Here is a 21,965-nt window from a genome sequence, read left to right as displayed (position 1 = left end):
ATACTTATATTACAATTTTGTTCTGTATATATATTCATCAAAGCTTGTTGGTATGGGTGTTTCAAATGTTATGAAGGCACTTTTATTATTCTCGCTCATAAAATATACATGTTTGTAAAAATCTAATTCGTTATTTGGAACACGAAACTTAAAAATTGCTTTAAAAATTTGAGTTCTATTGTTGTTTTTAAATTCTGCTTCTATTTTTTCAAAATCAGTTGCTGTAGGCGAACTCATTCGAACTAAATTGCTTACAAAAGCTAACATAAATTGAGCATCCTTTTTGTTAAAAATCATATATTCAGTAGGTAGGATGTTTATTATACTAGCCGCTTCGATATATTCGAAGAAGTAAATATTTTCTTTGCTTTTTTCAATGGTGTTTAATCTTTCTAGTTCTCTACTTTTGGTTATAGTATCGTTTGAACGACTGATTAAATTTCGATAATCATTTAAAGAGATGAAATTAAATTCTTCGGGTAAGAAAACTCTAATTTTTTCTTTCTTTAGTGTATGGTATTTTCCAGGTACTTTATCTTTATTGTTTTTAGATAAAATATCAGCCGTTGATTTCGTGAAATTTTCACAAGAAAGCAATGAGAAAATGAAAAGAAAAAGAAATAGTTTTTTCATAATTATTCTTCTAGCGCTAAACGGTCTTGTTCTAATTTCTCAGCCAAACGTTTTTCAATTACAGGTGTAATTAATGTTTTTCGAGGGTTTTGTTTTACAAAAGGGAACAATTCTAATTCGTGTTTCATTTTGTCGTTTTTATTTGGGTACTTGTTTGTGCCTAATAAAATTTCTTTACCCGAATCGAAAAGTTCTTGTTCTTTGTCGGCGCTTTCTTTTATTTTTCGTTGAATCGTTCCTTCAATTAATTGCGTAATCAAACCGCCATTAGCTTCGATGTCTTTGAACAATGCTAATGCTTTTTCTGCCAATTGCTCTGTTAAAGTTTCAATGTAATAAGCACCATCGGCTGGATTGTTGACTTTGTCGAAATAACTTTCGTTTTTCAATACCAAAAGTTGATTTCTGGAAATACGATCGCCAAATTCATTGTCTTTATGGTAAATGGCATCATAAGCTAAATTACCAATTGCATTTGCACCTCCTAATATGGCTGACATACACTCTGTAGTGGTACGCAGCATGTTTACGTTGTAATCGTATAACGTTTTATTGCGTTTTGAAGGAGTAGCAACAATATGGCAATCAAAAGTATAATCATATTCTTTTTTTAAGGCGTCAAAAAGTATGCGTAACGCTCTTAGTTTGGCAATTTCAAAGAAATAATTTGTGCCTACCGCTACTTCAATAGTGATGGCGTGGTTAATTTTTTCAATTCTGTTGAAATACTCGTTGATATGCGCTAGCGTATAGGCTAATTGTTGTACCATGTTTGCTCCAGCATTTTGATAGATTCCAGATTTTATGCTTAAAAATGGAAATGCTGAGGTCTTGGTAATAGTGTTTAAATTTTCAAAATCCTTTTCAAGATTTTCAAACCAATTGCCTTCTGCAACCAATTGTCCAATAGCGTCATTTAGAAAAATAAAGTTGGCTTTGTTTGCTGTCGCAAATTGATTCAGTGCTGCACAATAATCTTTTGATAAAAAAGGTAAATTAAAATAATAAGTTACGTTTTCTAAAGGAAGATTAGCCATAAGTTCAGTAATAGCAACAGCTTCATTTTCGATTGTAAAACGAATGCTTTCTGCACCACGGCTTAAGCTGTTTTTAGCTTTTTCGTTTGATTTTGCTACGTCGTGAACAAATATGTTTTGTAGGATTTTAAACTCTGATACTGATGTATGAACCGTTACATTGTTTTCAAATTCATCATTGTGGTAAAAAGGTTTTACCTTAATACCTTCAAGGCTTTCCCAAACCAAGGTTTCATTATAATCGGCACCTTTTAATTCTGCCTGAATTTTATGTTTCCACTCCTTTGAGGTTAGTGTTGGAAATGCTTCAAATAATTTTTGACTTGCCATTATGCATTTATTTAATGGTTTAAAAAACATTTAGTTTTATGAAAAAGTTTAAAGATTGGATTGTTCTTCCTTTTCTTCTCCTTCAAACTCGATGAGATAGATGTCTTCGTTTTTACGTTTCATGTAATACTTTTCTCTAGCATACCTTTCAATCTGATCGTTGTTTTTTAATTTTTTAATTTTTATACTGTCTTTTTTGATTTCTTTTCTGTAGTAATCGATGTTGTCTTCTAATTCGTCTATTTCTTTATTGAGAACACGATGGTCAAGGTACGAATAATTGTCCAAAAAGAGCATCCATACTGTAAATAAAAGCAATCCCAATACGTATCGATTTCCAAATAATTTTAGAAAAGGATAACGTTCTATTATTGCTTTAATTTTTTTCATGTTGCTAATTTAAACGTTGGTTAATTACGGCACGAACTACGTCGATGGCTACGGTATTGTATTTGTCATTCGGAATAATAATATCGGCAAATGATTTAGTAGGTTCAATAAACTGCTCGTGCATTGGCTTTAAAGTGTTTTGGTAGCGGTTTAAAACTTCTTCCATATCTCTGCCTCTTTCGGCAATATCACGTTTCAATCGGCGTATTAAGCGTTCGTCTGAATCGGCATGAACAAAAATTTTAATATCAAACATATCACGTAATTCCGGATTGGTTAAAATCAAAATACCTTCCACTATCATTACTTTTTGGGGATGTGTAATGATTTTGTCATCGGTTCTGTCGTGTGTTACAAACGAATAAACAGGTTGTTCAATAGTTTTGCCTTCCTTTAAAGCTTTAAGGTGTTTTACTAATAATTCAAAATCAATAGCTCTAGGATGATCGAAATTTATTTTAGTACGCTCCTCGTAATTAAGGTGATGCGTTTCTTTGTAATAGGAGTCTTGCGAAATGATGCCTACCTCCGTTGCAGGTAGTTCATTCATGATTTGATGTACAACAGTAGTTTTGCCACTTCCGGTTCCACCGGCAATTCCAATCACAAGCATTTCTGTTCGAATTTATTTTGACAAATTTAAGTATTTGTATTTAAAATTGGGGCGATAATTTTATTCGATATTTTTTTATTTTTTATTTGCGAGTATGAATATTAGTCCTATATTTGCACTCGAATTACACGGGGTGTAGCGTAGCCCGGTTATCGCGCCTGCTTTGGGAGCAGGAGGCCGCAGGTTCGAATCCTGCCACCCCGACAACACCTGAGTAATTTACAAACACCGTTAGTCTTTGATTAACGGTGTTTTTTTATGCCTAAACTGAATTTATTTGGTGTAATTGTTTGAATTGCAACAGATAATTTTTTTTATTCTGTATTCCTTTTACTAGAACTTCATTTTTTCAACAAGATTATTTTTTATTCTGTGTCACAATTTGTGTAATAAAAGTTGTATATTTAACATCCTGAATAAAATGTAGCTTAACCTAAACTAATTGCATAATAAAGTAATCACTTTTTAAATAATAGTAAATTTTAAAAATACTTGTAATTATGAAATTAAAATCGATTCTTTTATTACTTTTTTTGAGTGTTACAGTTGGGGTATCTGCTCAAAACAAAAAAAAGCCCAATATTTTAATTATTTGGGGAGATGATGTTGGGATGTTTAATATCAGTGCTTATCACCGTGGGTTAATGGGAGGCACAACTCCTAATATTGACAAGATCGCTAAAGATGGTATGATTTTTATGGATCATTATGCGCAAGCATCGTGTACTGCAGGTCGTGCTTCTTTTATTACAGGTCAGTATCCAGTACGAACTGGTTTGACTACAGTAGGTTTACCTGGAGCTAAGGAAGGGATTCAATCTAAAGATCCTACTCTTGCGGAATTGTTAAAACCACTAGGATATGCTACTGGACAGTTTGGTAAAAATCACTTGGGTGACCGTGATGAACATTTGCCAACAGCTCACGGTTTTGATGAATTTTATGGTATTTTATATCACTTGAATGCAGGAGAATATCCAGAGCAATATGACTATCCAAAAGATGAAAAAGTATTAAAAGAGCGTAATCTTATAGAGCGAGGTATTATTCATTCTAAAGCATTAGGAAACGGTAAACAAGATGTTAAAGATTTAGGTCCATGGGGAGCTGAAAAACAAAAAACATTGGAATGGGATGTATTAGATCAATCCAAGCGTTTTATTCGTCAGGCTGCTGCAGATGATAAACCATTTTTTGTATGGCACAATACCACGCGTATGCACTATAAAACGAATTTAAATAACAAGTATTTAAATAAAAGTGGTTACGGTATTTATGCTGACGGGCTTATGGAAATGGATGATATTGTAGGTGAATTAACAGCTTTGATTAAAGAATTAGGATTAGAAGAGAATACTATCGTTATGTTTTCTACTGATAATGGTGCTCCAGCTAACAGTTGGCCGGATGGGGGAAATCATCCATTTCATGGTGAAAAAGGTGTTGGTGGCTGGGAAGGAGGCTTTAGAGTTCCTATGTTAGTAAAATGGCCAGGTCATATTCCTGCTGGAACTGTAACTGGTGAGTTTATGACTATGGAGGATTGGATGCCTACATTGATGTCATGGGTTGGAAAACCAAATACAAAAGATGATTTGTTAAAAGGTTTGAAGGCAGGAAGTGTGACATATAAAGTACATTTAGATGGCTATGATCAAAGTGATATTTTATTGAATAATGGTAAATCGAAACGAAAAGAGTTTTTCTATTTTACCGAAACCACTTTACATGGTTTACGATATGGTGATTACAAAGTGCTGTTTAGAGATCAAAAAAAATGGTTCCGTTCTACACAAGATGTTTTAACAACTCCTTACATCATAAACTTAAAAATAGATCCATTTGAGCGTTTTGTCGAAGCTAGAGGTTATGATGAATGGGCTGAAAATCATAGTTGGATTATAGGTCAAGTAGGCAGTGTTCTTGGACCTTTCCTTGCTAGTTTTAAGGATTATCCGCCAAGTCAAGAGGGTTTGTCAGTACAAGTTGGAGATTTTTATAGTATGATTCAAAAAGTATCAAACTAAAAAGTATGGAATATATTTAAAAAGGCTGTCTTATTTTAAGATGGCCTTTTTGGCTTTATTTGTTGAAGTTTTGTGTTTTTTGGAGTATTGAAATGTTGTAACTTTACTTGAGTAGTGCGGTTACTATTTAATAAAAAACGTAATTTAGTGTAATTTAACAAAACGTAATATTCAATACTATGGAATTAATTAATAATACAGCGAAGAATCGTTTGGAATTGCATATTGATGGATATGTCGCATTTGAAGATTATAAAATACAAGAAGATTCTATTTCGTATTTGCATACCGAAGTACCAGCAGAGTTAGCAGGAAATGGGGTGGGGTCTACTTTAGCGAAAATGATTTTGGATTTTGCTGCAGAACAGCATTTGAAAGTAAAGCCCATCTGTCCTTTTATTAAAGCTTATATTGATAAACATCCAAATTATCAAGCAAATTCTGTATTTCATAATCCTGATTTATAATAAATGTAGTTTTAGATTTTGAAGTGAAAATTAATGCACGTTTTGAAAGAATCAATTAAATTGATTGGACCATTATTTTTTGTAATTTAAATAACATTCCATTTCTTTCAAAATCATTACTTTTGGGACTTCAAAATAAAACATATAATCATGTCAGATACTATAGAAAGAGTAAAGTGCTTAATAATAGGTTCAGGTCCTGCGGGTTATACTGCAGCTATTTATGCGGCTAGAGCCAATATGAGTCCAGTATTATATCAAGGACAACAACCAGGCGGTCAGTTGACAACAACTAATGAAGTAGAAAATTTCCCGGGTTATCCTGATGGAATTACAGGTCCAGAAATGATGGTGCAATTGCAAAGTCAAGCAACGCGTTTTGGAACCGATATTCGTGATGGATGGGCTACGAAAGTTGATTTTTCTGGTCCAGTTCACAAAGTATGGATTAATGAAACTACAGAAATTCATGCCGATACTGTAATTATTTCAACAGGGGCTTCTGCAAAATATTTAGGATTACCATCTGAGCAAAAGTACTTAAACTTAGGTGGAGGTGTTTCGGCTTGTGCAGTATGTGATGGGTTTTTCTATAGAAATCAAGAAGTAGTTATCGTTGGAGCAGGAGATAGTGCTTGTGAAGAAGCACATTATTTATCACATATTTGTAAAAAAGTAACGATGTTGGTTCGTAGTGATAAATTTAGAGCATCTGTTATTATGGAGGAGCGTGTACGTAGAACGCCAAACATTGAAATTTTGATGCATACTGAAACAGATGAGGTTTTAGGAGATGGTCAAGTGGTAACAGGAGTACGTGCTAGAAATAGAGCTACTGGTGAAACAACAGAAATTCCTGCAACAGGATTTTTCGTAGCTATTGGACACAAACCAAATACCGATATTTTTGCTGATTACTTGAATTTAGATGAAACAGGATATATTATAAATGTTCCAGGTACGGCTCAAACGAATGTTCCGGGGGTTTTTGTAGGTGGTGATGCTGCGGATCATGTTTATCGTCAGGCTATAACAGCTGCAGGAACAGGTTGTATGGCGGCTTTAGATGCAGAACGTTACTTAGCTGCTAGAGAATAAAGTTATATCTGTTCAAATAATAAAAAAATCCAGCGTTAGCTGGATTTTTTTATTATATCAAGTTCTATGGATTATAATTCTTTTTTGTAAAGGGTAGTGGTATTGGAAAACTTTGTAATTTCAATTTGAGGCTCGCCAAATAATCTAATTTCAGATTTTCCAGCAGCACTGATTGTAATGTCATTTACAACATTAACTTCTGATTTGGCATAGCCTTCAATCGTTAAGTCTAAACTTTTTGTTGTGAATTTGCTAGCGGCCAAAAAACTACTGTTGTCTATGCGCATTTTTACATTTTCAGCATCGCCTTCTATTCTAGCATCGCTATTTTGATACATGTCTAATTTTACTTCTGGTGAAGCAACCAAAGCTTTCAGCTCGGAATCTTTACTTAATTCCAAAATGGTGTTTTGCGCTTTTAGGTTTAGTTCTGCTTCTGCTTTGTCATTTAGGATAAGGGTGAAAAAGTTACAATCGGCATTCAAATAAGAAGCAGAACGATCGTAATTTTTAATAGTAATATTTTCCAACTCAATTGCGGCAAGAGCATGTAGTTTTGCTTCTCCTTTTACGGAAACGAGTTTTAAATTGTTGTTATAATTAACACGAATAGAGAATTTTTTAGCACTAATGACTTCTTTTTGAGAAGTGATACGCAATGTGTTTCCCATTACCGAGTAGTTAATGGCATCATGTAAGTTATCATCGGCTTCAATTTCTAAGGTAGGAGAATCTCCTTTTACTAGAAATATTTCCAAATTGTCTTCAATTTCGATATTTTCATATGGTTCTAATTCTTTAACACTTACCGTTATAATTTTAGATCCTTTTATTTTTTCCTTTTTTTGAGCAAAAGTAATTATAGAACATAGTAGCAGTGTGAATAATGTTATTTTCTTCATGTTTTGTTTGTTTTATTTTGCGAAACAATAATTGTTCCAATTATCCGGAGCAGTAGCAAACCTACATAAAAAAAAATATTTTGCATAGTTTTTAAAACGTAAATAAAAAAAACATCAGTGTAAACTGATGTTTTGCTTTTACTTGCTTTTTACGCTTCCTCCTGAACTTTCTTCAATACTGATTTGTTTTGGTTTTCCAACGTATTTGATTGTACTTCCACTGGATGCGTTTGCACTTATTGTTTCTGAAGCGTTCACATAACTGCTACTGCCACTAGAAGCGTTCGCTTTTGCTATCGCAGCATTTAGTTTACTCAGGTCTATTTCGCTACCACTTGAAGCATCTGCTTTTACAGAAGTTGCTTTTCCTGCAACGGTTATTTCACTACCACTACTGCTTTCGCAAGTTAGTTCTTCACTACTTACTGTAATGTCGATCTCACTGCCGCTACTTGATTCTAAGAGTAGTTGAGGAGCTGTAATTCCGTTTTTTGTGGTAACAGTTGCTCCGCTACTTGATTTAATGGCATTAATATCTTCTACTTGAACATATACCTTTTGAGCTGACGACTTAACGATTGAAGCATCACAGTATATTATTAAAACACCGTTTTGAATTTCTGTTATAATATGATTTTGTAAGTTTTGATCTGCTTCTACTATAATAGAAGCGGTGTTGCCTTGTTCAATAATTACATCCAATCCAGTTTTGGCTTCAATTGCACTAAAGGATTCTGTTACAGCTCTTTTTGTGGTTTCAACATTTCCATTACCTGAAATGCCGTTGAAATTTCCACAAGAATGTAGTACTACCACCAAGAGTAGTGCTACTAGCAATTTCGAAAATTCAATAATTATTTTAATCATGATATTGTTTTTTTTAATTGTTAATCACGAATGCTAATTTCTTTTTCAAATCTTGTTTTGGTATCATGCTCAATTTTTTTAATTGTTTTGTAGATAAAAGCTAAAATTATAATTTCAAAGGCTGGGTAGAATTTATAATCTTTGAGTAAAACAGGTAAAATTAACATTGAAATGAATGAAATAGTAAAGCCGATAAATACAAAAAGTTTTGTAATTGTGACTGCATATTTTTTTTCTAACAAAATTGCAAATGAACTTAAATTACTTAATACTAAAGTTGTTATTATGATGATTCCAAATAAAGATATTGGATCATTTGTTGTCAGTCCAAAAGCTGAAATTTTTAAATTTGGACTGACTTTACCTTGTATAAGAAAATAAGCTATAATTAGAGATAGAATAATTGTAAAAAGGCTTAATAATTTCATCCATAATGGATATATCGAATTGTTGAAAATTATTCTCCAATTTAAGTTTTCATTTCTGTTAATTTCTTTTTCCATAAATTGAGATTCAATAAGGTTAATCATTCACTTTTTAAATAGATAATGTTTAGTTTGCGCGAATATTTACTTCGTTGTCCTTAACATTGATGTTAAGTTCTTTGTCGTTAATTTTAATAGACATGTTTTCATTTAAACTGTCGTTTTCTTTTTCAATGGGGCAACTTAAACATTTCATTTCATCACCTTCTACAGTGTAATATTCGCCTTCATTACCATAATAAATATTAATGTCTGAATTATGAGACGTTAAAAATTTACTGATGCTCTTGTCTGGGAAAACTATAGTTCCTTCAGGTAGATAAATATAAATGTGAACTTCTTGATCTCGGAATTTGTTTTTAAAATCAGTGATAAAATAATTGTCTAATTTAATGGTATTCTCTTGAATGTCAAAATTATACTTTATTTTTTCAGCTCTTTTTCTCGCGTCTTCATAAGTTTTGCCGTCTGCGTTTTTTTCAATCTGAATGAATGGTGTTTCATTTTCGGTATTCATTAAATGAATCATAACCGTATTAGAATAAATGATAGGGTTATTGTTTTCATCGTGTGTGTAAAGATTTGATTTTTTTCGATGTACATTTTTAGCATAGAAATCGTTGAAATCCATTTTCAAGAATAGGGTATCCGTTGGTTGGGTAAACAATTGTTCTTTTTGTGCAACCTTTCCAGTAAATCCAACTTCAGTAGCTTGTTTAATTCCAATATAAATGGATGTTATTAAAGCAACAATCCAAACGGCTAACAAAGAATATTTCAAATAACTATTCAAAGGTCGCATATTGTTAACTACTAATTTTAATCCTAAAATAATTAAGAATAAAAGCGGAATACCAACAGTTAGGATAAGTAATATACCTTGTACCCAAAGTGGATAGTCAAATGTTAAAGGAGTGTCCATTTTATTGAAAATAAACGCATCTGATAAGGATGATGAAAATATCATAACAATCCCACCAATGAATATTCCTATTAAAGTTAATCCTGAAAAAAAGATGATGAATACCCCTAATATCTTAGCAATTACTTTAAATAAGTTAATAAAAATATCGCCTAAAGTGCTTACTACTTGATTGGCTCCTGATCTTGCGTTTCGCGTTAATTTTTGATGATCAATGTTGTTTATTTTGCCAGTTATTTCATCAAAACCTTCCTTTACTTTTTTTTCTATATTGGAGATGTTAATAGGTTCTCCTCGCATTTCTAATTTTTGAGACGTCGTTACCGCTTCAGGAATTAAAACCCATAATAAAATATAGATTAATAATCCTGTACCAAATCCAAAGAATAAAATCACCATAATAATACGTAACCATAATGGATCAATTCCGATATAATGGCCTAAACCTGCTAGTACACCACCAAGCATTGAATTGTCTTTGTCACGATACAATTTTTTTGGTCTTGCATACGAAGTATAAGCTGTGTTAGGATTGTCTTGATAATTTTTATCTTCGTCAATCCTATAATCTTCAGGTTGTCCCATGATAGCGATAATTTCATCAACTTCTATTATACTAACAACTTGTTTCTCGTTTTTCAAACGCTCCTGAAAAAGCTCTGCAATTCTACTTTCAATATCCTTAATGATTTCTTCTTTTCCTTCAGGGGAAAGCGAATGTTTCACGGCATCAAAGTAGCGTGTTAATTTCTGATAGGCATCTTCGTCTATATGGAAGAAAAATCCACCTAAATTTATACTTATTGTCTTGTTCATGATGTTTAGTTTTGGCTGGTTTGCGTTATGATGTTCACGGCGTCTGATAATTCAGTCCAAGTCGTGTTTAATTCTTTCAAAAATTCATTCCCTTCATCGGTTAGTCCATAATATTTTCGTGGTGGTCCCGAAGTTGATTCTTCCCAACGATAACTTAATAAGCCATCGTTTTTTAATCTCGTTAGTAAAGGGTATACGGTTCCTTCAACTACTAAGAGTTTTGCGTTTTTTAGCGTTTCAAGTATTTCGGAAGTATAGGCATCTTTGTTTTTTAATACTGATAAAATGCAAAATTCCAAAACACCTTTCCGCATTTGAGCTTTAGTGTTTTCAATGTTCATGATTTTTTTCTTTTTTAATCTGAATAATTTCAGAAATAATTAAACTGTTCATTTTTTGATTGATGATTGATGTGATTGATGATTGAAACTGTCTTTATTGATTATTTTATAAAATTAATGGTCAATGGATAGTTATAATGTTCGTTGTTTGCTGCTTTCGTAGCGCCGTAAATCAGTAAAATGAATTCTGTAACCTTCATTATCACTAAAAGTACTATTGCTGTAATTCCTACAATTAGTGGTCCTGTAATATTTTGTGTGCTTAAAACTTCTGTTACATCAAAATTGTTTTGACTGAAGTCAATTTTATTAATAGTCTCTACTGAGAAACATAAAAAAGCAGATATACTTACGGCCACAAATACTAAGGTATAAACCAGAACACTCAATTGAAAATTCAATACTTGTTTACCATTGAAGTCTATAAACTTCGATTTGTCTTTGTTTGTTGACCAAATTAATATGGGAAAGATATAATTTCCTAAAGGAATGATATACTGACTTAAAGCACTCAAGTGTGTTATTGTGGCTAAACTTTTTTCGTTTGTTGTTTCCATAATATACTATAGCTAATAATTTCTTATACAAAGATAAGTCTAAAAGCAAGTATTATGTTACGCATAGTACTAATAATTAACAAAATATTAACATTTAAAAAATATTATGAACGCATAGTATTTTTTGTATTTTTACTAAAATTATAAGTTTATGAAATTTACGCCGTCAAAATTAAATACTTTCATGTTTTTCAAGCTTCCCTCTGCTTATTGGAGTGGGGTGCGCGTTAAATCGATATCCGAAACAGAATGTCAAACTATGGTTAAGCACCGATGGTTCAACCAAAATCCTTTTAATTCGATGTATTTTGCAGTGCAAGCAATGGCTGCTGAGTTTACAACGGGAGCTTTGGTTATGTTTCAAATTAAAAAAAGTGGCGCTAATATTTCCATGTTAGTAGCGAATAATAAAGCTTCTTTTACCAAAAAGGCTACAGGGCTAATTACATTTAAATGTAATCAAGGTGATTTGATTGAAGCAGCTATTCAAAGAACTATTGCAACAAAAGAAGGTCAAACACTTTGGTTGACTTCAATAGGTGTTAACGCTGAGGGGGTGCAAGTTTCTGAAATGCAATTTGAGTGGACAATTAAGGTGCGTTCATAGATAAAATTTGTAGTAGTAATCATCTGTTAACAAAAGTTAATTTACTTCATTATCGAGTTTATCCTTTGTAAATTTGATTAAAAACAAGGTATGAAAGTTTTAATTACAGGTGCTACTGGGCTGTTAGGAAGTGAATTAGTAAAATTGTTGCTTCAGAACGGTGTTAAAATTCATTATTTGACTACTTCCAAAACGAAAGTAGACAAAGAAGAGAATTTTAAAGGATTCTATTGGAATCCGCAAACCAGTGAAATTGACGTGGAAGCTTTTGATGAAGTGGTAACAATAATTCACTTGGCAGGTGCACCTATAAATCAGCGATGGACTTCAAAAGGAAAGCAAGAAATTATTGAAAGTAGGGTTTTATCGGCTCGTTTGTTGTTTCAAACCTTATCAAAACGAAGTCATACTGTAAAACATTTTATTTCTGCATCCGCAATTGGAATTTATCCACATGATTTCAATAAAATTTATACTGAAACCGAAAATGAAATTGATGATTCATTTCTAGCTAACGTTGTAGCAAAATGGGAAGACGAAGCAGATCAATTTGCGCGCTTAAGTATTTTGGTTTCTAAGGTTCGTATAGGATTAGTTTTGGCAAAAGAGGGAGGAGCTTTAGTAGAATTTATAAAACCCATTAAATTAGGTCTTGGTGCATCTTTTGGAACGGGTAATCAATATCAGTCTTGGATACACATTCATGATTTGGCCGCGTTATTTTATTTTATACATCAAAATGAGCTAGAAGGAACTTTTAATGCAGTTGCTCCTTATCCGGTTACCAATTCGGAATTGACAAAAGCAATAGCTAAAAAAATGTCAAAGCCATTGTTTTTGCCTAATTTACCAAAAGGAATGTTGAAGTTGTTGTTAGGTGAAATGCATACGGTTTTGTATACCAGTCATCATGTGAGTGCGCGTAAAATTCTTGATAAAGGTTTTCAGTTCAAGTACGCTTCCATAGACAAAGCCTTGCAACATTTGTTATAAACAAAAAACTCCCATTTCAAAATGGGAGTTTTTTATTATTATCCTTTTGTTGCTTTAACTTTGACAACAAGTGAGATATCATCATCTACAAATTTGTCTTTTAAATCATCAAAAATTGATTTTGAAGCATAGTTTACATTCCAAACGGTTCTGTTGATTTTGAATTCATCAGAAACTAATGAAACTTCATCATCGTTAACCGAAATTTCAGCAGGGAAGTTAACTTCTTTCGCAATTCCTTTCATAGTTAAAATTCCTTTTACAAAATAAGCACCATTTGCTTCGCTTAATGATACAATTTTAAATGTACTAGTAGGGTATTTTGTAACGTTAAAGAAATGATCTTCACTTTCTTTTTCTCCTGTTCCTTTTAGATGCATTTCCAAGTTATTTTTGTCGTCTCCTTCTAAATCCGTTACTGTAATTGAAGACATATCAATAGTGAAACTTCCACCAGTTACTTTGTTGTCTTCAGTTGTAAAACCTCCGTCGAGTAATGAAATTGTTCCCATGTGTTTGCCAGTGGGTTTAGAACCAGTCCAAGAGATAACAGAGTTTTCCTTGTTAATGGTGTAATCACCATTAGTAGTTTCTTCCATTGTAGTTTCAACTACCGTAGGGTCATTTGTAGTTGAATTTTCTTTTTTACAACTTGTAAAGCAAATCATAGCAATTACTGCCAAACTGAATACTGTTTTTTTCATAAAAATTGAATTTATTAGTTTTTAGTTATTTGTTTTATGATGTATTTCAAATATATACAATTTTTTTTAAGAATAAAGTAATGTTTTGTAAGGAAATCTACTTAGTTGAAGAAAGTTGCAAAAAAACTAAATGACAATTTGGCATTTAACGAGGTTTGGCAATACATTTGCAATCTTTTACAAAATGTAAAAATGTTTAAAAAAATATTTAAAAATATGAGTCAAGAGAATACTGAAAACATTGAGAAAGATAATCTAATGGACGATAATGTTTCAGAAAATCAAGAAACAGCTCAAGAAGAACTATCTGTTGAAGAGCAGTTACAGCAAGAATTAGCAAAAGAAAAAGATAAATTTTTACGCTTATTTGCCGAATTTGAGAACTACAAAAAACGTACTTCAAAAGAGCGTATCGATTTATTTAAAACTGCCAATCAAGAAGTACTTCAGGCCATGTTGCCAGTTTTGGACGATTTTGACAGAGCTTGGACTCAAATTTCAAAATCAGAAGACGATGCATTGGTAAAAGGAGTAGAGTTGATTCAAGAAAAATTGAAATCAACATTGGTTGCAAAAGGGTTAGAGGAAGTTGAGTTAAAAGCAGGAGATGTTTTTAATGCAGATTTTGCTGAGGCAATTACCCAAATCCCAGCACCTTCTGATGAATTGAAAGGTAAGATCGTTGACGTTATTGAAAAAGGATACAAATTAGGAGACAAAATTATTCGTTTTCCAAAAGTGGTTATTGGTCAATAATTGAAAATATTAATGTAACGGAGGAAATTGATTTCATTCGGGTTATAATTAAAATATGAAAAAAGATTTTTACGAAATATTAGGAATTTCTAAAGGAGCTTCTGCTGAAGAAATTAAAAAAGCATATCGAAAAAAAGCCATCCAGTATCACCCTGATAAAAATCCTGGAGATAAAGAGGCTGAAGAAAACTTTAAGTTAGCTGCTGAAGCTTATGAAGTATTAAGTGATGCTAATAAAAAAGCAAGATACGACCAATATGGACATGCGGCATTTGATGGTGCAGCAGGTGGCGGTTTTGGTGGTGGCCATATGAATATGGACGATATCTTTAGTCAATTTGGAGATATTTTTGGAAGTGCATTTGGTGGTGGCTTCGGTGGTGGTTTTAGTGGTGCAGGTCAACGTCGTGTAAAGGGGAGTAACTTGAGAATAAAAGTGAAACTTACGCTTGAAGAAATTGTCAATGGTGTTGAAAAGAAAGTAAAAGTAAAGCGCAAAGTTCAAGCTAAAGGTGTAACCTACAAAACCTGTCCTACATGTAATGGTAGTGGTCAAATAATGAAAATTACCAATACCATTTTAGGGCGTATGCAAACGGCAACTACGTGTACAACGTGTAGTGGATCGGGACAAATTTTGGATCATAAACCACAGGGAGCAGATGTCTACGGAATGGTAATGGAGGATGATACAGTATCAATCAAAATTCCTGCTGGTGTTGTTGACGGAATGCAATTGAAAGTATCGGGAAAAGGTAATGAAGCACCTGGTAGCAATAGTATTCCTGGTGATTTAATCGTAGCAATTGAAGAGTTAGAACACGAGTTTTTAAAGCGTGAAGGTGAAAACCTACACTTTGATTTATATATTAGTTTTGCTGAAGCAGCTTTAGGGGTTTCAAAAGAAATTGAAGCTGTAGGGGGTAAAGTTCGTATTAAATTAGACGAAGGTATTCAGTCAGGTAAAATTTTACGTTTAAAAGGGAAGGGTATTCCTAGCTTAAATGGATATGGTAGTGGGGATTTATTAGTGCATGTTAATGTGTGGACTCCGAAAACTTTAAATAAAGAGCAAAAAGCTTTTTTTGAGAAGATGTTAACGGATGAAAATTTTATGCCAGCTCCCGAAAAGAACGATAAGTCTTTTTTTGAAAAAGTAAAAGATATGTTTTCATAATTAAAGAAAAATCTATACATTTGAATTTCACTTTTTTAGGAAAGTGATTTTCTTTTTCATAGCAATTTTCCCATCCTGTGTAAAAATAGGGTGGGTTTTTTTATAACTTTTCAATACATTTACACTTTATTCTTACACAACAACTTAAAAAATTAGCATGGGCAATATTCTTGAAGTACGCGATGTGGTTAAGCAGTATGGAGATTACAGAGCGCTTAACAGTGTTTCGTTAGAAGTTCCTAAAGGAAGTATTTATGGTCTTTTAGGTCCAAATGGTGCAGGAAAAACAACACTTATTCGAATTATCAATCAAATTACCATGCCAGATTCGGGTAAAGTATTTTTAGATGGAGAACCATTACAACCAGAACATGTGCATTACATTGGTTACTTGCCGGAAGAACGTGGATTGTATAAGACAATGAAAGTAGGTGAGCAGTGTCTGTATTTGGCACAGTTAAAAGGGTTGTCCAAACAAGAAGCTCAGGCACAATTGAAATATTGGTTTGAAAAGTTCGGCATACAAGATTGGTGGAATAAAAAAATTCAAGAGTTGTCCAAAGGAATGGCACAAAAGATACAATTTGTGGTTACAGTACTCCACAAGCCAAAATTGTTGATATTGGATGAGCCTTTTTCAGGTTTTGACCCTGTTAATGCTAATCTGATAAAAGATGAAATTATCGAGTTGAATAAGCAAGGAACATCAGTTATTTTTTCAACCCACCGAATGGAAAGTGTTGAAGAAATGTGTGATCATATTGCTTTAATTCATAAATCCAATAAACTCATTGAAGGGAAACTTTCGCAGGTAAAACAACAATATCGTACCAATACTTTTCAAATAGGGATTCTTACTCAAAATGTAGAAGGTTTGATGTATCAGTTAACGCAGCGTTTTACAGTTGGTCAAACCAATTTCAAATCACTTAATGATGATTTAAAACTCGAAGTAAATTTAGGGGATAAAAATTCAAATGAATTGTTGAGTATATTGACAGGCTTCGGTCAAGTAACTCATTTTGTTGAGAAGATTCCAAGTGTTAACGATATTTTTATTCAAGCGGTTTCAAAATAGATTTTAGAACTAGGGTTGTAAAATCACAAAATATAGATAAATGAACAAATTGTTTTTAATTATAAAAAGAGAATTCATTGCTAAGGTTCGCAATAAATCGTTCATTGTAATGACTTTTTTAAGTCCATTACTATTTGTAGGTATGGCCGTTTTGATTGGATTTTTGGCAAATATGAACAAAGATTCTGTAACTCAAATTGCAATACATGATGAAGCAGGATTGTTGAAAAAGGATTTTAAAAGTGACAAATTTACACGCTATACCGATTTGTCTGCCATGCCTTTTCAAATTGCAAAAGATACCGCTGCAAATAATTATGAGGGGCTTTTGTATATTCCTAAAGTAGATTCGATACAGTTGCTTTTAGAACGTGTAGAATATATTTCTGATGATAGTCCAAGTATTGATTTCATTAGCGATGTAGAAACGGTTGTAGATTCTGTATTGACGTCTGAAAATTTAAAAATTTATGGTTTTGACCAAAATAAGATAGATGAAGCTCGTGCCAATTCAACATTAAAATTATCAAAATTTTCTGGGGAAGAGAGCTTAAAAGGGCTGAATGAAATCAAAGTAGCCATTGGAGGTGTCATGGGATATTTGATTATGATGTTCATCATCATTTACGGTAATTTTGTTATGCGAAGTGTAATTGAAGAAAAGACAAATCGTATTATCGAAATTATCATATCTTCTGTAAAACCTTTTCAATTGATGATGGGGAAAATTATAGGAAATTCGCTAGCAGGAATTTTACAATTTTTAATTTGGGTGGTTGTAGGTTTAATTTTGGTATTTGTTGCGCAAAGTGTTTTTGGTTTGCAAATGGGAGCAGGAGCTTCGGTATCACCAGAGATGATGGATGCCGCTCAACAATCTGCAGGAATAGCAAAATTACAATCGTATTTCAATGAAATTATGAATCTGCCTTTAGGTTTAATGATAGGGTCTTTTATCATTTATTTTATCGGGGGATATTTTTTATACAGTTCGTTATATGCGGCAATTGGAGCGGCGGTAGATTCTGAAACCGATTCACAACAGTTTATGTTACCTATCATCATGCCATTAATGCTAGGGGTATATATTGGATTCTTTACAGTGATAAATGATCCGCATGGTACAGTAGCTACGGTGTTTTCTATGATTCCTTTTACATCGCCTATTGTGATGTTGATGCGTATCCCATTTGGGGTGCCAATTTGGCAACTAATATTGTCTATGGTTTTATTGTTTGCTACTTTTACATTTGTGGTTTGGTTTGCATCAAAAATTTACCGTGTAGGTATTTTGATGTATGGAAAAAAAACAAATTGGAAAGAGCTTTATAAATGGTTAAAGTACTAGTATTTTATGCGAAAGCAAATTTTAGAAATTTTAAAGTTTAAATTAATAGATACGGATTCTATTGCGTTTACTATTGGCAATTTAATAGTATTAATTGCTGCACTGATTTTTGCTTCCATTTTTTTAAAAATAGTACGTCGGTTAATTACGCGTAAGCTTCCACAAGAAGACAAAAATAAGTTTATAAGCGTTTTTCAATTTATTGGATATGTAGTATACGTGTTGGTTTTTATGTTTACTTTGGATTATTCTGGAGTTAATATGAATGTCTTTTTTACAGCTTCTGCAGCATTGTTTGTAGGTGTTGGATTTGCGTTACAAACCTTTTTTCAAGATATTATTTCTGGAATTTTAATGATTTTAGACCAATCACTCCATGTTGGTGATATTATTGAAGTGGATGGTAAAGTTGGTGAAGTAAAGGAAATTAAATTGCGTACAACCCGAATGGTTACTCGTAATGATAGAGTAATGGTAATTCCGAATCACAAGTTCATGACGGAGGCACTATTCAACTGGACGCAAAATAAAGTGACCAACAGGGAACAAGTTGATGTAGGTGTTGCGTATGGAAGTGATGTGCAATTGGTGAAAAGACTGCTTGAGGACAGTGTTAAGGGTATTCCAGGTATAATAGAATCTGAAGGTGTAACGGTTTTGTTTAATGATTTCGGAGATTCTTCTCTTGACTTTTCATTGTATTTCTATGTTCAAAATGGACTCTTAAGTCCGAGAGTTAAAAGTGACTTACGCTTTAAAATAGATGAACTTTTCAGATTGCATAAAGTTTCCATTCCATTCCCACAACGCGATGTGCATATTATAAACAATTCATAGGAGTTAGAGGTGTTTTTACATTTTCCCTATATTTCTAAAGGTTAGATTTTCTCTGCTAATTTTGCTAACTTTACACTTTAAGAAAACGTTTAATAAATACTATTAATGCCTAAAATTTTAATCATTGAAGATGAAGCGGCTATCCGCAGAGTTTTAAATAAAATATTATCGGAAGAAAGTGATACCTATGTTGTAGAAGAAGCTGAGGACGGTTTACAAGGATTAGAAAAAATTAAAAATGATGATTTCGATCTAGTACTTTGTGATATTAAAATGCCCAAAATGGATGGTGTTGAGGTTTTAGAAGCGGTTAAAAAAATTAAACCCGAAATCCCGATGGTCATGATTTCTGGGCATGGTGATTTGGAAACGGCAATTAATACAATGCGATTAGGGGCTTTTGACTATATTTCAAAGCCACCAGATTTGAACCGCTTGTTAAATACCGTTCGAAATGCTTTAGACCGCAAGCAATTAGTAGTTGAAAACAAGATTCTTAAAAAGAAAGTAAGTAAAACCTATCAAATGATAGGAGAGAGCGAGGCTATCAATCAAATTAAAACGATGATTGATAAAGTAGCGCCTACAGATGCTAGAGTATTGATTACTGGACCAAATGGTACAGGAAAAGAATTGGTTGCACATCAATTGCATGAAAAGAGTGAGCGTTCTGCGGCACCTATTATTGAGGTTAATTGTGCGGCTATTCCATCGGAATTGATAGAGAGCGAATTGTTTGGACATGTTAAAGGTGCTTTTACTTCTGCTGTAAAAGATAGAGCAGGAAAATTTGAAGCAGCTCATAAAGGAACAATTTTTCTAGATGAAATTGGAGACATGAGTCTTCCGGCACAAGCAAAAGTATTGCGTGCTTTACAAGAAAATTTAATACAGCGGGTAGGTGCTGATAAAGATATAAAAGTCGATGTTCGTGTAATTGCGGCGACCAATAAGGATTTAAAAAAGGAAATAGAAGAAGGTCGTTTTCGAGAAGATTTGTATCACCGATTGGCAGTTATTTTAATTAAGGTACCTTCGTTAAACGATAGAAGAGAAGATATTCCATTGCTTTTGGAACACTTTACAGAAAAAATTGCCCAAGAGCAAGGAACAATTACCAAAACTTTTTCTAAGGAAGCAGTAAAATTGTTGCAGGAATACGATTGGACAGGAAATATTAGAGAATTGCGTAATGTAGTGGAGCGTTTGATTATTTTGGGTGGAAATGAAATTTCTGAACAAGATGTGAAAATGTTTGCGAGTAAATAAGAACGCTTAATTTTTAGCATATAGCTTTATAATGAAATTAAAAAAAATAAACGAAAACTTACAGCAAAGGTTAATTGAGGTTGGTTTAGTAGAAGCCAATGATTTGCAACAAGGAAGCTTTTCAACAATAAAGAGTGGAACAGATGCTGTAATTCAGTCTGAAAAAGGAAGTGGAAAGACAACTACAATTGTTATAAATGTGATTCAACGTTTAGTGCAACCAACAGAGGAATCACCAAGGGCCTTGATTATTGTACAAGATAAACCTCAGGTGTTAGAAATGTTGGATTTGTTCAATCAATTGGGGAAAAATAACGACCTAAGAGTGTATGGTGTTCATGAGAAAACGGATTTGGATGAGGACAAAAATCAAATTTCTTTAGGAATTGATGTTTTAATTGGAACCCCTAATAAACTTAATGTAATGTTTTCAACGGCAGGATATAATGTCAATCGTTTGTTGATGTTTGTTGTGGACGATGCAGATATTCAGTTTAAAAACAGAATGGATGCCGTTATTAAAAGAATTTCTGATAGTATTACAAAAGTACAACGTGTTTTTTTCTGTAATTCCATTACAGAACGCGTAGAGGTACTAGCTGATAAAATAATGATAGAACCATTATTTTTAGAAGCAGAAGACGAATAGTATAAATTAAAATTAAAGACCATGGCATTAAAAAAGATTTTTTCGGGGAGTGAGATTATTGCAGCTGGTTTGCAACAAAAATTAGAGGAAATAGATATCTTTCCTGTGGTTAAAAATAATCTTCAGGCTGCAAGAGTTGCAGGTTTTGGAAATATTGGACAAGCTGTAGAGCTGTTTATTGAAGAGCGTGATTTGCCTAAAGCAGAAAAGGTAATAGAGAATTTTAAAATGAATTTATAAAAAAAAATGCCCCATTATGGGGCATTTTTTATCAGTTTATCGTTGGTTGGTTTATTCAAATTGAATAGAACCACTAATAGCTACATCACTCCATGTTTTACTAACACCATCTGCTCCTTTGTGTAAATCAAAACATGCTTTGTTAATTGATTCCACAGCGCCTAATGCATCAAAATCTTCTAAGTTGATGACACCGTTGACTGCAAATTTATTGTTTTTAAAAGTAGTTTCAACTGGTACATCTTTAGTAACACCATTTATCGTTAAAGCTAAAACAGTATTATCACCTTTGAAGTGAATTTCACCTTTAATTAATTCCGTGTTTTTTAAAGCATTGAAAAAGAAGTTGATTAGTTTTCCATCTCTTTCTGGGTTGTTAGTAAACACACTAGTAGCAGGTATTGAGAATACAGACCCTTCTAAAACTTCTTGGTAGGTATTTCCTTCTTGAGTTCTTTGTAATTCAATCTGCGTAAAACTACCACCTACAGGTACTTTTTCAGTTGTTTTATAAGCTGTCCAACTTACTTGAGTTGAATCAGCTACAATTTGTAAACCCGTAGCTTCAGTTTTTACCTCTTCAGCAGGGATTTCTTGTTTTTCTTCTTTTTTACAACTTACTGTTAGTAATCCTAATGCAAATACAATTACAGCTATTTTTTTCATTTGATAGATTTTTTAAAATTTACCCAAAGGTAATAAGAAAAAGAAGGTTAATCAAACCACAGTTGTTAAAGATTAATTAAGGCAGTAAAATCAAAATTAACTGGTTTTCAAATTACTTATTTACATTATCTTTGCAGCTTCAAAAAATAAAAGCTG

At 32.8% G+C, this 21,965-nt stretch carries 25 protein-coding genes and 1 tRNA gene; 14 read left to right on the top strand and 12 right to left on the bottom strand.

Features of this window, described 5'->3' with window-relative positions; translation table 11 throughout:
* Positions 1-9 precede the first annotated feature (9 nt).
* From ACFS5J_RS06215 to udk, 4 genes are read right to left on the bottom strand one after another with little or no spacing between them, the layout of a single operon-like run.
* The gene (locus ACFS5J_RS06215; protein ID WP_379811192.1) at positions 10-633 is read right to left on the bottom strand and encodes a hypothetical protein; all 624 of its coding nucleotides are present in this window, start codon (positions 631-633) and stop codon (positions 10-12) included.
* A 2-nt stretch (positions 634-635) separates the two neighbouring features.
* Positions 636-2,000, bottom strand: a complete 1,365-nt coding sequence (locus ACFS5J_RS06210) for a methylmalonyl-CoA mutase subunit beta (protein WP_379811191.1) — start codon at positions 1,998-2,000, stop codon at positions 636-638.
* Positions 2,001-2,048: 48 nt separating this feature from the next.
* Complete coding sequence (locus tag ACFS5J_RS06205) at positions 2,049-2,390, bottom strand: FtsB family cell division protein (RefSeq protein WP_379811190.1); 342 nt, start codon at positions 2,388-2,390, stop codon at positions 2,049-2,051.
* A gap of 4 nt (positions 2,391-2,394) precedes the next feature.
* Positions 2,395-3,003: a uridine kinase gene (gene udk / locus ACFS5J_RS06200; protein WP_379811189.1), complete on the bottom strand. Its 609-nt coding sequence runs from the start codon at positions 3,001-3,003 to the stop codon at positions 2,395-2,397.
* A 129-nt stretch (positions 3,004-3,132) separates the two neighbouring features.
* Here udk and ACFS5J_RS06195 point away from each other — a divergent pair.
* The 4 genes from ACFS5J_RS06195 to trxB all read left to right on the top strand — a co-directional run bounded on the left by ACFS5J_RS06195 (position 3,133) and on the right by trxB (position 6,595).
* A tRNA-Pro gene (locus ACFS5J_RS06195) sits at positions 3,133-3,207 on the top strand.
* A gap of 296 nt (positions 3,208-3,503) precedes the next feature.
* Positions 3,504-5,030: an arylsulfatase gene (locus ACFS5J_RS06190; RefSeq protein ID WP_379811188.1), complete on the top strand. Its 1,527-nt coding sequence runs from the start codon at positions 3,504-3,506 to the stop codon at positions 5,028-5,030.
* Positions 5,031-5,209: 179 nt separating this feature from the next.
* Complete coding sequence (locus ACFS5J_RS06185; RefSeq protein ID WP_379811187.1) at positions 5,210-5,497, top strand: GNAT family N-acetyltransferase; 288 nt, start codon at positions 5,210-5,212, stop codon at positions 5,495-5,497.
* A gap of 150 nt (positions 5,498-5,647) precedes the next feature.
* Positions 5,648-6,595, top strand: a complete 948-nt coding sequence (gene trxB / locus ACFS5J_RS06180) for a thioredoxin-disulfide reductase (protein WP_379811185.1) — start codon at positions 5,648-5,650, stop codon at positions 6,593-6,595.
* A 71-nt stretch (positions 6,596-6,666) separates the two neighbouring features.
* Here trxB and ACFS5J_RS06175 read toward each other — a convergent pair whose 3' ends face one another.
* The 6 genes from ACFS5J_RS06175 to ACFS5J_RS06150 form a co-directional block, all read right to left on the bottom strand.
* Positions 6,667-7,497, bottom strand: a complete 831-nt coding sequence (locus ACFS5J_RS06175; protein WP_379811184.1) for a GIN domain-containing protein — start codon at positions 7,495-7,497, stop codon at positions 6,667-6,669.
* A gap of 138 nt (positions 7,498-7,635) precedes the next feature.
* On the bottom strand, positions 7,636-8,364 hold the full coding sequence (locus ACFS5J_RS06170; protein ID WP_379811183.1) for a head GIN domain-containing protein: 729 nt from the start codon (positions 8,362-8,364) through the stop codon (positions 7,636-7,638).
* Positions 8,365-8,384: 20 nt separating this feature from the next.
* Complete coding sequence (locus ACFS5J_RS06165) at positions 8,385-8,867, bottom strand: hypothetical protein (RefSeq protein WP_379811182.1); 483 nt, start codon at positions 8,865-8,867, stop codon at positions 8,385-8,387.
* 49 nt (positions 8,868-8,916) lie between these two features.
* A complete protein-coding gene (locus ACFS5J_RS06160) occupies positions 8,917-10,587 on the bottom strand; it encodes a PspC domain-containing protein (protein ID WP_379811181.1) in 1,671 nt (556 codons plus the stop codon).
* A gap of 5 nt (positions 10,588-10,592) precedes the next feature.
* Positions 10,593-10,928 (bottom strand): PadR family transcriptional regulator, encoded by a 336-nt coding sequence (locus ACFS5J_RS06155; protein WP_379811180.1) that lies wholly within the window; start codon positions 10,926-10,928, stop codon positions 10,593-10,595.
* A 101-nt stretch (positions 10,929-11,029) separates the two neighbouring features.
* Positions 11,030-11,485, bottom strand: a complete 456-nt coding sequence (locus ACFS5J_RS06150) for a DUF4870 domain-containing protein (protein ID WP_379811179.1) — start codon at positions 11,483-11,485, stop codon at positions 11,030-11,032.
* A gap of 151 nt (positions 11,486-11,636) precedes the next feature.
* On the opposite strand from ACFS5J_RS06150, the gene ACFS5J_RS06145 reads away from it, so the two are divergent.
* Positions 11,637-12,092, top strand: a complete 456-nt coding sequence (locus tag ACFS5J_RS06145; protein WP_379811178.1) for a DUF4442 domain-containing protein — start codon at positions 11,637-11,639, stop codon at positions 12,090-12,092.
* Between the two features lie 90 nt (positions 12,093-12,182).
* Positions 12,183-13,085 carry a TIGR01777 family oxidoreductase gene (locus ACFS5J_RS06140; protein WP_379811177.1) on the top strand — a complete coding sequence of 301 codons (903 nt, stop codon included), beginning with the start codon at positions 12,183-12,185 and terminating at the stop codon, positions 13,083-13,085.
* 38 nt (positions 13,086-13,123) lie between these two features.
* On the opposite strand, the gene ACFS5J_RS06135 is transcribed toward ACFS5J_RS06140, so the two are convergent.
* A complete protein-coding gene (locus tag ACFS5J_RS06135) occupies positions 13,124-13,789 on the bottom strand; it encodes a YceI family protein (RefSeq protein WP_379811176.1) in 666 nt (221 codons plus the stop codon).
* A 192-nt stretch (positions 13,790-13,981) separates the two neighbouring features.
* Here ACFS5J_RS06135 and ACFS5J_RS06130 point away from each other — a divergent pair, with 192 nt between their 5' ends.
* The 8 genes from ACFS5J_RS06130 to ACFS5J_RS06095 all read left to right on the top strand — a co-directional run bounded on the left by ACFS5J_RS06130 (position 13,982) and on the right by ACFS5J_RS06095 (position 21,143).
* Complete coding sequence (locus ACFS5J_RS06130; RefSeq protein ID WP_379811175.1) at positions 13,982-14,545, top strand: nucleotide exchange factor GrpE; 564 nt, start codon at positions 13,982-13,984, stop codon at positions 14,543-14,545.
* A gap of 55 nt (positions 14,546-14,600) precedes the next feature.
* A complete protein-coding gene (gene dnaJ, locus ACFS5J_RS06125; RefSeq protein WP_379811174.1) occupies positions 14,601-15,722 on the top strand; it encodes a molecular chaperone DnaJ in 1,122 nt (373 codons plus the stop codon).
* Between the two features lie 157 nt (positions 15,723-15,879).
* Positions 15,880-16,800, top strand: coding sequence for an ABC transporter ATP-binding protein (locus tag ACFS5J_RS06120; protein WP_379811173.1), 921 nt, complete (start codon positions 15,880-15,882; stop codon positions 16,798-16,800).
* Positions 16,801-16,840: 40 nt separating this feature from the next.
* Positions 16,841-18,148 carry an ABC transporter permease gene (locus tag ACFS5J_RS06115; protein WP_379811172.1) on the top strand — a complete coding sequence of 436 codons (1,308 nt, stop codon included), beginning with the start codon at positions 16,841-16,843 and terminating at the stop codon, positions 18,146-18,148.
* Positions 18,149-18,154: 6 nt separating this feature from the next.
* Positions 18,155-18,985, top strand: coding sequence for a mechanosensitive ion channel family protein (locus ACFS5J_RS06110; protein ID WP_379811170.1), 831 nt, complete (start codon positions 18,155-18,157; stop codon positions 18,983-18,985).
* A 105-nt stretch (positions 18,986-19,090) separates the two neighbouring features.
* On the top strand, positions 19,091-20,254 hold the full coding sequence (locus ACFS5J_RS06105; protein ID WP_379811169.1) for a sigma-54-dependent transcriptional regulator: 1,164 nt from the start codon (positions 19,091-19,093) through the stop codon (positions 20,252-20,254).
* 31 nt (positions 20,255-20,285) lie between these two features.
* Positions 20,286-20,903 carry a DEAD/DEAH box helicase gene (locus ACFS5J_RS06100; protein WP_379811168.1) on the top strand — a complete coding sequence of 206 codons (618 nt, stop codon included), beginning with the start codon at positions 20,286-20,288 and terminating at the stop codon, positions 20,901-20,903.
* A gap of 21 nt (positions 20,904-20,924) precedes the next feature.
* On the top strand, positions 20,925-21,143 hold the full coding sequence (locus ACFS5J_RS06095; RefSeq protein ID WP_379811167.1) for a putative signal transducing protein: 219 nt from the start codon (positions 20,925-20,927) through the stop codon (positions 21,141-21,143).
* A gap of 51 nt (positions 21,144-21,194) precedes the next feature.
* Here the strand turns inward: ACFS5J_RS06095 and ACFS5J_RS06090 are convergent, their stop codons facing one another.
* Positions 21,195-21,809 carry a YceI family protein gene (locus ACFS5J_RS06090; protein WP_379811166.1) on the bottom strand — a complete coding sequence of 205 codons (615 nt, stop codon included), beginning with the start codon at positions 21,807-21,809 and terminating at the stop codon, positions 21,195-21,197.
* Positions 21,810-21,965 lie beyond the last annotated feature (156 nt).

Origin of the sequence: Flavobacterium chuncheonense, from assembly GCF_042686145.1 — a bacterium.
GTDB classification, from domain to species: Bacteria; Bacteroidota; Bacteroidia; order Flavobacteriales; family Flavobacteriaceae; genus Flavobacterium; species Flavobacterium chuncheonense.
The sequence above is the reverse complement of the archived record's forward strand: the minus strand, read 5'-3'. Positions and strand labels throughout refer to the sequence as shown.

Coding starts and splice junctions, on each gene's coding strand:
- ACFS5J_RS06215 (WP_379811192.1), bottom strand. CDS start 633: ATGAAAAAACTATTTCTTTTTCTTTTCATTTTCTCATTGCTTTCTTGT.
- ACFS5J_RS06210 (WP_379811191.1), bottom strand. CDS start 2,000: ATGGCAAGTCAAAAATTATTTGAAGCATTTCCAACACTAACCTCAAAG.
- ACFS5J_RS06205 (WP_379811190.1), bottom strand. CDS start 2,390: ATGAAAAAAATTAAAGCAATAATAGAACGTTATCCTTTTCTAAAATTA.
- udk (WP_379811189.1), bottom strand. CDS start 3,003: ATGCTTGTGATTGGAATTGCCGGTGGAACCGGAAGTGGCAAAACTACT.
- ACFS5J_RS06190 (WP_379811188.1), top strand. CDS start 3,504: ATGAAATTAAAATCGATTCTTTTATTACTTTTTTTGAGTGTTACAGTT.
- ACFS5J_RS06185 (WP_379811187.1), top strand. CDS start 5,210: ATGGAATTAATTAATAATACAGCGAAGAATCGTTTGGAATTGCATATT.
- trxB (WP_379811185.1), top strand. CDS start 5,648: ATGTCAGATACTATAGAAAGAGTAAAGTGCTTAATAATAGGTTCAGGT.
- ACFS5J_RS06175 (WP_379811184.1), bottom strand. CDS start 7,497: ATGAAGAAAATAACATTATTCACACTGCTACTATGTTCTATAATTACT.
- ACFS5J_RS06170 (WP_379811183.1), bottom strand. CDS start 8,364: ATGATTAAAATAATTATTGAATTTTCGAAATTGCTAGTAGCACTACTC.
- ACFS5J_RS06165 (WP_379811182.1), bottom strand. CDS start 8,867: ATGGAAAAAGAAATTAACAGAAATGAAAACTTAAATTGGAGAATAATT.
- ACFS5J_RS06160 (WP_379811181.1), bottom strand. CDS start 10,587: ATGAACAAGACAATAAGTATAAATTTAGGTGGATTTTTCTTCCATATA.
- ACFS5J_RS06155 (WP_379811180.1), bottom strand. CDS start 10,928: ATGAACATTGAAAACACTAAAGCTCAAATGCGGAAAGGTGTTTTGGAA.
- ACFS5J_RS06150 (WP_379811179.1), bottom strand. CDS start 11,485: ATGGAAACAACAAACGAAAAAAGTTTAGCCACAATAACACACTTGAGT.
- ACFS5J_RS06145 (WP_379811178.1), top strand. CDS start 11,637: ATGAAATTTACGCCGTCAAAATTAAATACTTTCATGTTTTTCAAGCTT.
- ACFS5J_RS06140 (WP_379811177.1), top strand. CDS start 12,183: ATGAAAGTTTTAATTACAGGTGCTACTGGGCTGTTAGGAAGTGAATTA.
- ACFS5J_RS06135 (WP_379811176.1), bottom strand. CDS start 13,789: ATGAAAAAAACAGTATTCAGTTTGGCAGTAATTGCTATGATTTGCTTT.
- ACFS5J_RS06130 (WP_379811175.1), top strand. CDS start 13,982: ATGTTTAAAAAAATATTTAAAAATATGAGTCAAGAGAATACTGAAAAC.
- dnaJ (WP_379811174.1), top strand. CDS start 14,601: ATGAAAAAAGATTTTTACGAAATATTAGGAATTTCTAAAGGAGCTTCT.
- ACFS5J_RS06120 (WP_379811173.1), top strand. CDS start 15,880: ATGGGCAATATTCTTGAAGTACGCGATGTGGTTAAGCAGTATGGAGAT.
- ACFS5J_RS06115 (WP_379811172.1), top strand. CDS start 16,841: ATGAACAAATTGTTTTTAATTATAAAAAGAGAATTCATTGCTAAGGTT.
- ACFS5J_RS06110 (WP_379811170.1), top strand. CDS start 18,155: ATGCGAAAGCAAATTTTAGAAATTTTAAAGTTTAAATTAATAGATACG.
- ACFS5J_RS06105 (WP_379811169.1), top strand. CDS start 19,091: ATGCCTAAAATTTTAATCATTGAAGATGAAGCGGCTATCCGCAGAGTT.
- ACFS5J_RS06100 (WP_379811168.1), top strand. CDS start 20,286: ATGAAATTAAAAAAAATAAACGAAAACTTACAGCAAAGGTTAATTGAG.
- ACFS5J_RS06095 (WP_379811167.1), top strand. CDS start 20,925: ATGGCATTAAAAAAGATTTTTTCGGGGAGTGAGATTATTGCAGCTGGT.
- ACFS5J_RS06090 (WP_379811166.1), bottom strand. CDS start 21,809: ATGAAAAAAATAGCTGTAATTGTATTTGCATTAGGATTACTAACAGTA.